Source organism: Calditerrivibrio sp., from assembly GCF_049968475.1.
In the GTDB taxonomy this organism is placed as follows: Bacteria; Chrysiogenota; Deferribacteres; order Deferribacterales; family Calditerrivibrionaceae; genus Calditerrivibrio; species Calditerrivibrio nitroreducens_A.
Window position 1 is genome coordinate 39,103 of sequence record NZ_JBMFQS010000011.1, and the last position, 7,391, is coordinate 46,493.

Annotated in this window: 6 protein-coding genes; 2 read left to right on the forward strand and 4 right to left on the reverse strand. The window is 34.6% G+C overall.

All coding sequences use genetic code 11. The features are described from left to right. Window positions 1-34: 34 nt before the first annotated feature. From ACP5Q2_RS08800 to ACP5Q2_RS08815, 4 genes are all read right to left on the reverse strand, one after another. Entirely contained in the window at window positions 35-1,789 is a 1,755-nt protein-coding gene (locus ACP5Q2_RS08800; protein ID WP_424606236.1) for an ATP-dependent DNA helicase, read from the reverse strand. Window positions 1,790-1,792: 3 nt separating this feature from the next. Beyond that, complete coding sequence (locus ACP5Q2_RS08805) at window positions 1,793-3,328, reverse strand: hypothetical protein (protein WP_428099289.1); 1,536 nt, start codon at window positions 3,326-3,328, stop codon at window positions 1,793-1,795. A gap of 73 nt (window positions 3,329-3,401) precedes the next feature. Further along, window positions 3,402-4,289: a carbon-nitrogen hydrolase gene (locus tag ACP5Q2_RS08810; RefSeq protein WP_428099291.1), complete on the reverse strand. Its 888-nt coding sequence runs from the start codon at window positions 4,287-4,289 to the stop codon at window positions 3,402-3,404. Beyond that, on the reverse strand, window positions 4,277-5,305 hold the full coding sequence (locus ACP5Q2_RS08815) for an agmatine deiminase family protein (RefSeq protein ID WP_424606239.1): 1,029 nt from the start codon (window positions 5,303-5,305) through the stop codon (window positions 4,277-4,279). The genes ACP5Q2_RS08810 and ACP5Q2_RS08815 overlap by 13 nt, the downstream gene beginning before the upstream one ends. A 116-nt stretch (window positions 5,306-5,421) precedes the next feature. On the opposite strand from ACP5Q2_RS08815, the gene argS reads away from it, so the two are divergent. Then, window positions 5,422-7,050 (forward strand): arginine--tRNA ligase, encoded by a 1,629-nt coding sequence (gene argS, locus ACP5Q2_RS08820; RefSeq protein WP_428099294.1) that lies wholly within the window; start codon window positions 5,422-5,424, stop codon window positions 7,048-7,050. Window positions 7,051-7,059: 9 nt separating this feature from the next. Then, window positions 7,060-7,391: hypothetical protein (locus tag ACP5Q2_RS08825; protein WP_428099297.1), on the forward strand; the 332-nt coding region annotated here is incomplete at its 3' end.

Sequence of the window (7,391 nt, forward strand, 5' to 3'; positions counted from 1 at the left end):
TATCTTTTCAAATTAGATGGTATCTAATGTTATTTTACCAGAATCTTTCTACTTTTTCTGCTTCTTTTAATACCTCAAGAAAAAATCTACCATAATTTTTAGTTTTGACTCTTCCATCTAAAATTATCCAGTAACCAGAATCAGTTTCGTTTCTAATCAGTCTCCCCACCGCCTGCTTAAAGAAAATCACCGCCCGCGGCAGGTAATAATTTAAAAAAGCATTGCCATACTTATCCTCATAGTAATCCATTTTTGCCTTTATATAAAGATCAGAGATATTTTCAAATGGTAACTTATCAATAATAAGATATTTTACCCCCTTACCACCAAAATCGATCCCCTCCCTGAGGATTGAGCAACCTATAATAACAGTTTCTTCATCAATCTCAATACCCTGCAAATCTTCCGTCTGGAAAAATAACCTTTTTTCGGGGAAATTATTTTTAATAAACTCACCTATTTCCCTCATATGATTTAAACTGTTGAAAATAACTATCGTAGCTCCTCTGATCCGGGAGAAAAAATCTAAATAAAACAGTTTTTTCCACTCAAGATCTTCGGAATACTCATTATGTATATACACCTTCCCCTGTGATATCAAATTTTCAGCAGGCTCAAGCTTAATAGTCTCCACTTTATTTTCAAGCCCCAGTTCTTTTATAACATAGTCAAATGACCCATTAAACGTAATTGTGGCACTGATTATAAGAGAGCTGATACAACTTTTAAAAAGTGCATCAGAGAAATATTCCGCCGAGCTGACGGGGATATTTTTCAATGAAAAATAATCCCCATAGTTTTCCACTAACTTTATCCCATCATTTTTAAACACCTTTGAGAGAGTCTCTTTATACTTATCAAACACTGAATATTCCTCTTCCGGTACTTTATCCCGTAAAGCCTTATCCATTTCTGATAAAAGATTCAGGCACTCATCTTCTATCTGATTGTTGATGATCATTGTTTTTCTAAACCTATCATTTATACTACGGAATCTTGTTGTAAAATATTTAAAAAAATGATCCCCCAAAAAGGGTCTATTCTCTTTTATAAAATTCAAAATAGCATAAAAATTGAGTTCTTCCCCAAGATATGATGGGAATATATCAACAATTGAGTGTGCTTCGTCAAAAACGATATGCTCCGCAAAATCGAAATTGTAATTGCCGTCGAATTTCACCCTCATGGCAATATCCGCCAGTAGCATATGGTGGTTTGTCACCACAATATCAGAGCTATTGGCAACATCTCTGGCATTATAGAAGGAACATTGAAAAAAATATGGACATCTTCCCGATAGGCATTGGTAGCTATCTGCCGTTATTTTATTTATAATATCAATATCAAACGGTAGTCCGTTGATTTCTGTAATTTTATTTTCAATGATACCATCCGCCCAACTCACCACATCAGGGTAAATATCCGCATATGGTAGTATAAATTTAGAATACCTGTAATGGCAAAAATAGTTTCTTCTGCCAAGCAACTTTGTAATCTTTATATCTTTGTCAAAAAGCTGGACAGCAATAGGTATATCTTTGTTTAATATCTGATTCATCAATTGTTTTGTTTTGGTGCTTATGATCGTCCTTCTACCCAATTCAAATAAAGGTATCAAGTATGATATCGTTTTACCATAACCTGTGGGAGCCTCAGCCATAATAGATTTATAGTCACCCAGCAGTTTACATATGTTTTTTGAAAATTCCAGTTGATGCCTTCTAAAATTATAATTTTTTATTAACCGAGGAAGGTAGCGATCTTCCAAAAAATATCTTTCAATACTCATCCACTATCCGTTTATTTTCGCATGCCTTTTAAATAGATCCACATCAAGGGAAAAATTTTCAGCAACTTCATAAGTTATAAGATTATTTAAAAATAGATCTGCCAGTTGTAGTTCAAAAGGTATATAATCACCTGTTCCCCTTACCTGGGTATGAATAAGGTTCAGTGCGTTATCCCTTATAATCTTTTTCAGCTTATAACTATTGACACAATACTCATAAACAAAAAATTTATCCTGACCATTCTTACTTGGGACTAATCTGAAATTCATAAATAGCTTAACATTATCCGCAAGGCGATTAAGATGATATTTATAAGAAGATTCCGATTCTTTGTAAAGCAAGCTCTCCACAGAGGAATGGATACTGTTTGATTCAAATGCAATATAAGCAGGTCTACCAGCCTCCACAAACTTATACACATTGCTAAACATCTCAGATGAATCAATATTATCAATGAAAAGAATATTTGGATCAAAATCGTTTAGTATTTCGGAAAAAACTGCCCTATCTTTAATCATACTCCTCTCTATCTGTACAATATTTGATCTGTTGTTCCTTAACGTTTCATTTAACCTCTCCGCAACGTAAAGTATATTATATCTCCCAACCGAATTTAAATAATCTATTATGGAAGTGATAAATGAAGATTTACCATGCCCAAAAGGGGCAATTAAAAAAAATATACCCTTTGCTGGCTCCAGCAGATACTTATTAATATCCTTTCCAAGTTTGAAGTTTGATATATTTAAAAATGATGAAGAATTATTTATAACAAGTATAAAAAAAGAGTTTTTTTCTTTATAAAAGTTTAATGTAAATCTTTTTGACATTATTGATCTTTTCACACTAACAAAACCGTTTGAAACAAGTGACCTCCTTTCATTTTCATCACATACCTCTTTAATGATATTTAAAATCTGACTCTTGGTAAAAGAATCATAAGGAATCTTTTCAATCATATTAGATTTTTTTATAAATGGTGGGGCATTCTCTTTGATAAAAATCCTTTCGATTTTATCGTCATAGTCTAATATAGTAATAATTAGGGTATCAAAATTTTTTCCCCCTTGCATTATCAATTCTAATGATTTAAATTGATAATCCTTCGTACCATACGGTAATTTTTCGAGATCCACCAGAATTCTATCTATAGATATTTCCGATAATAACACCGGTACAATTGTTTTGCCAAGATTAAAAGCGATCTCATCTATATCTTTCAATAAAGAGACATCATTTATCCCCAGAAAAAGCTTTTTATCTTCAAGCTTTACAGGTACCACTCTATACTTCTTGAGAATCTCAAAATTGACCTCCTTCTGCAGAGCCACAGGAATTACAAGCTCTTTTAGATTGAAATACTGCAAACCATACTGCTCCGCCACAATGTTCAGCAAACTCTCTGTAGTCAAAAACCCAGCTTTTACAACAAGATCCCCCAACCTCTCCCTTGTGATCTGCTGTTTTGCAAGAAGTTGTGCCAATTCTTCTTTAGTTAGAATCTTTTTCTCCAAAAGGATCTCGCCAAGCTTTTTCATGATCTACTCCCAAGAGGTTATGTAATATTATAAATCAAAATAGAGGATTTTCAATAAAACTTACAAACAATCACTAATCTATAACCCTTTTTAAAATATCCCCATATGCATCTATTCTTCTATCTCTAAAAAATGGCCAGATTCTTCTTACCTTTTCAATTCTTGTCAAGGCAATATCCGCATAGCAATTCTCCTCATCAAAGTTACCAGAAGAGCAGATTATCTCCCCCTGAGGGCCTGCTATAAAGCTATTCCCCCAGAATGTTATTCCAGCACTTTTATCTGATGGGTCTTTTTCGTACCCTACCCTATTTACAGAAACCACAAAAACCCCATTGGCCACCGCATGCCCCCTCTGGGATATTATCCATGCATTTAATTGTCTCTCTTTTTCATCATCAGTATCATCAGGATCCCATCCAATTGCGGTAGGATAAACTATTATCTCTGCACCAGCCAGAGCCATTAATCTGGCAGCTTCCGGATACCACTGATCCCAGCAAACCAATACGCCTATTCTTCCGATCGATGTATCAATAGGCTTAAAGCCGATATCTCCTGGTGTAAAATAAAACTTCTCATAAAACCCCGGATCATCAGGTATGTGCATTTTTCTATATATACCAGCTATTGAACCATCTTTTTCAAAAACAACAGCTGTATTGTGATAAACCCCAGCCATCCTTTTTTCAAAAATTGAAGTCACAAGGACCACCTTATTATCTTTTGCCAATTTAGAAAAATGTTCAGTAGAAGGGCCAGGTATCGGCTCCGCCAGATCAAAATATTCCACAGATTCCTTCTGGCAAAAATAGAGGGTATTATGTAGCTCCGGCAACACAATCAATTCTGCACCTTTTTTTACCAGAAAATTTATATTATCAGTCAATTTCCCAATATTGGCTTTCACATCCTCACCATTTGACTGCTGAACAAATCCCACTCTAACTACTCTTCCCATTCTAACACCCCTTCAGGATACTGCATTGTCACACAATGTAAGGATCCATGCTGTCTTATTAAAACAGAACAGTCCACAGCCACAACCTCTCTTTCTTTAAAGATATCTTTAAAAATCTCTAGAGCAACACCATCCTTGCTACAATTATATATAGGCACTAAAACAGCATCATTGATAATCAAAAAATTTGCGTAAGTAGCTGGCAATCTTTCATTCTCATAGTATACGGGATCAACCATAGGTAAAGGAATCAGGTTGTAGTAATTACCATTTTTATCCTTTAAACTTTTCAGTTCCTCTTCCATCATCGACAGCTCGTAATAATGAGGATCGTTTGAATCATCACACTTTACGTAACATATCGTATCAACACTGCAAAATCTTGCCAGCGTATCTATATGGCTATCAGTGTCATCCCCTTCAAGATAACCATGCTCCAAAAAAATAATCCTTTCAGCCCCAAGATCTTTTTTAAGCCTTTTTTCTATCTCTTTACTATCTAAATGTTCATTACGATTGTAAGACATCAAACATCTGCTTGTTGTAAGAATAGTACCTTCACCATCAGACTCTATGCTGCCACCTTCTAAAACAAAATCCTTATGATACTCAATCTTTGTATTTTTGTTGAAGATACCTCTTTCAAAAAGCTTTCTGGTTATCTGGTTGTCATAGTTAGAGGGAAACTTAAGCCCCCAACCATTAAATCTGTAATTTAAAATGGTGGGTTTGCCGTCTCTAAATACAGTTATCCCCCCATGATCCCGGGCCCAGGTGTCGTTATTTTCTATCTGGCAATAAATGATACGACTCTGGTCTAATCCGGAGGTTATTTTTCTTACCCTTTCAATATTTTTACAAACGATAATCAGTTTTTCCCTTTTTACAATCTCTTTAGCAATATTATAAAAACAATTATCCACCTCATCAAGGTAACCTCTCCAGTCGGTATCCTCATGGGGCCACGTAAGCTGTACACAATCCTGTTTATGCCATTCTGCAGGTAATATATTCATACTTTAATAATATCCAATGAATTGCCTGATGTCAAATGGAAATAATACACTTTTACCTATTGAAAATATTATCATTTTATTATAAAATTCTTTTTGAAGAAAACTATGGAGGAATAATGGAAGACCTAATTAAAGAGGCTATTGACAAAGCATTAAGAAAATATGATCTGGAAAGTGTCAATTATACAATCGAGATACCTAAGAAATCTGAAAATGGGGATTTTTCCTCAAATGTTGCATTTGTATTAAGTAAAGCACTAAAGAAAAGACCCCTCGACATAGCAAATGAAATAGTTTCAGATATCGATAAAAAAAATTTTTCAAAAGTGGAAGTGGCTCCCCCAGGTTTCATAAATTTCTTTTTATCTAAAGAACCTTACTATAATTTTTTAAGAGCTATTATTGAAAAGCCAGACTTTCATATAGAAAATATAGGTAACAATAAAAAGGCAATGGTGGAATTTGTCAGTGCCAACCCCACAGGTCCGCTACATATCGGTCATGGTAGAGGTTCCGCATACGGGGATACAATTGCAAGATTACTTAAGATATCTGGTTTTGATGTGTATAAGGAATACTATATCAACGATGCTGGTAATCAGATGAATAATCTTGCTTTAAGCATATACTCAAGGTACTGCGAATTGTTTGAGAAGAGTTATCCATTTCCGGCCGATGGCTACAAAGGTGAATATATAATCGACATAGCAAAAGATATCGCCAAACAATATCAGGATCATCTTTTGAACGATGAAACAAATGGTATAAATGTCTGTTTTGAGGTTGGTGTTAAAACAATTCTTGATGGCATAGAAGCTGATTTAAGGGATTTTAGAGTAACCTTTGACAACTGGTTTAGTGAAAAATCGCTGTATGAATCTCAAGAAGTGGAGAAAACCATAGAGCTATTGAAAAAAAATGGCTATATCTACGAAAAAGATAATGCATTATGGTTTAAATCAGAGCAGCTTGGAGATGATAAAGATAGAGTAATTAAACGCAGCACTGGTGAATACACATATTTTGCATCAGACATAGCATATCATAAAAATAAGTTTGAGAGGGGTTTTGAATTCCTTGTGGATGTCTGGGGGGCTGACCACCACGGATATGTAAACCGATTAAAAAATGGAGTAAAAGCCCTTGGTATAGACGTGGAAAACTTGAAAATTCAGCTTATACAGATGGTGAGCCTTATTAAAGGTGGAGAGAGGATATCGATGTCCACAAGAGCAGGGGAATTTATCACCCTCCGTTGGCTCCTTGATGAAGTGGGGACTGATGCCGCAAGATACTTTTATCTTATGAGAGATATAAATTCTCAGTTTGACTTTGACATAGATCTTGCTAAAAGCAAAAGTAATGATAACCCAGTTTACTACATACAATATGCCCATGCAAGAGTTTGCAGTTTAAAAAGAAACGCAACGGAAAAAGGGATAGAGTTTAAAATTAACTGTGATTTAGAACTTCTCACACTCCCCTCAGAGATTGAAATAATAAAAAAACTTTACGATTTTAAAAATGTAGTGAAAACAGCCACCATAAATCTTGAACCTCACAGAATATGCTATTATCTTCAGGATCTTGCTGGTTTATTTCACACATATTACTACAACACCACAATTGTTGATGAAAATGATCTTAAAACTACAAACGCCAGACTATCTCTTTCGGAGGCAGTGGCAAAAACGATTAGTCTTGGACTTAATATATTAGGTGTATCTGCACCTGAGAGGATGTAGGAGGTAAAGATGAAGGATTCAAATAAAATTAAAGAGAAAGATTCTAAAGGTGATGTGAAGATAATATTCATTGTTGGAGCAATTTTTTTAGTTGCTTTTGGACTGGTCGTTTATGGGATCGTAAAATTAACTAATCAATATTTTTCTCTAAAAGAGCAACTTTCTGAAAAAAAAGTAATCGAATCCTCACAGACAACTACCCCCAAAGATGGTAAAAAGATTACAGTTGAGTCTGACAACATTAAAGTGGAAGATATCAAAAAACAAACAGAAGAAGCAATTTCTGATAACAAAGCTAAAAAGTATGCAGTGGAGGAAAAAAAGCCTGAGCCTAAAGTAGA

Bases quoted from the DNA above. Each gene is read 5' to 3' on its own strand.
- ACP5Q2_RS08800 (WP_424606236.1), bottom strand. From the start codon at position 1,789: ATGAGTATTGAAAGATATTTTTTGGAAGATCGCTACCTTCCTCGGTTA.
- ACP5Q2_RS08815 (WP_424606239.1), bottom strand. From the start codon at position 5,305: ATGAATATATTACCTGCAGAATGGCATAAACAGGATTGTGTACAGCTT.
- ACP5Q2_RS08810 (WP_428099291.1), bottom strand. From the start codon at position 4,289: ATGGGAAGAGTAGTTAGAGTGGGATTTGTTCAGCAGTCAAATGGTGAG.
- ACP5Q2_RS08805 (WP_428099289.1), bottom strand. From the start codon at position 3,328: ATGAAAAAGCTTGGCGAGATCCTTTTGGAGAAAAAGATTCTAACTAAA.
- argS (WP_428099294.1), top strand. From the start codon at position 5,422: ATGGAAGACCTAATTAAAGAGGCTATTGACAAAGCATTAAGAAAATAT.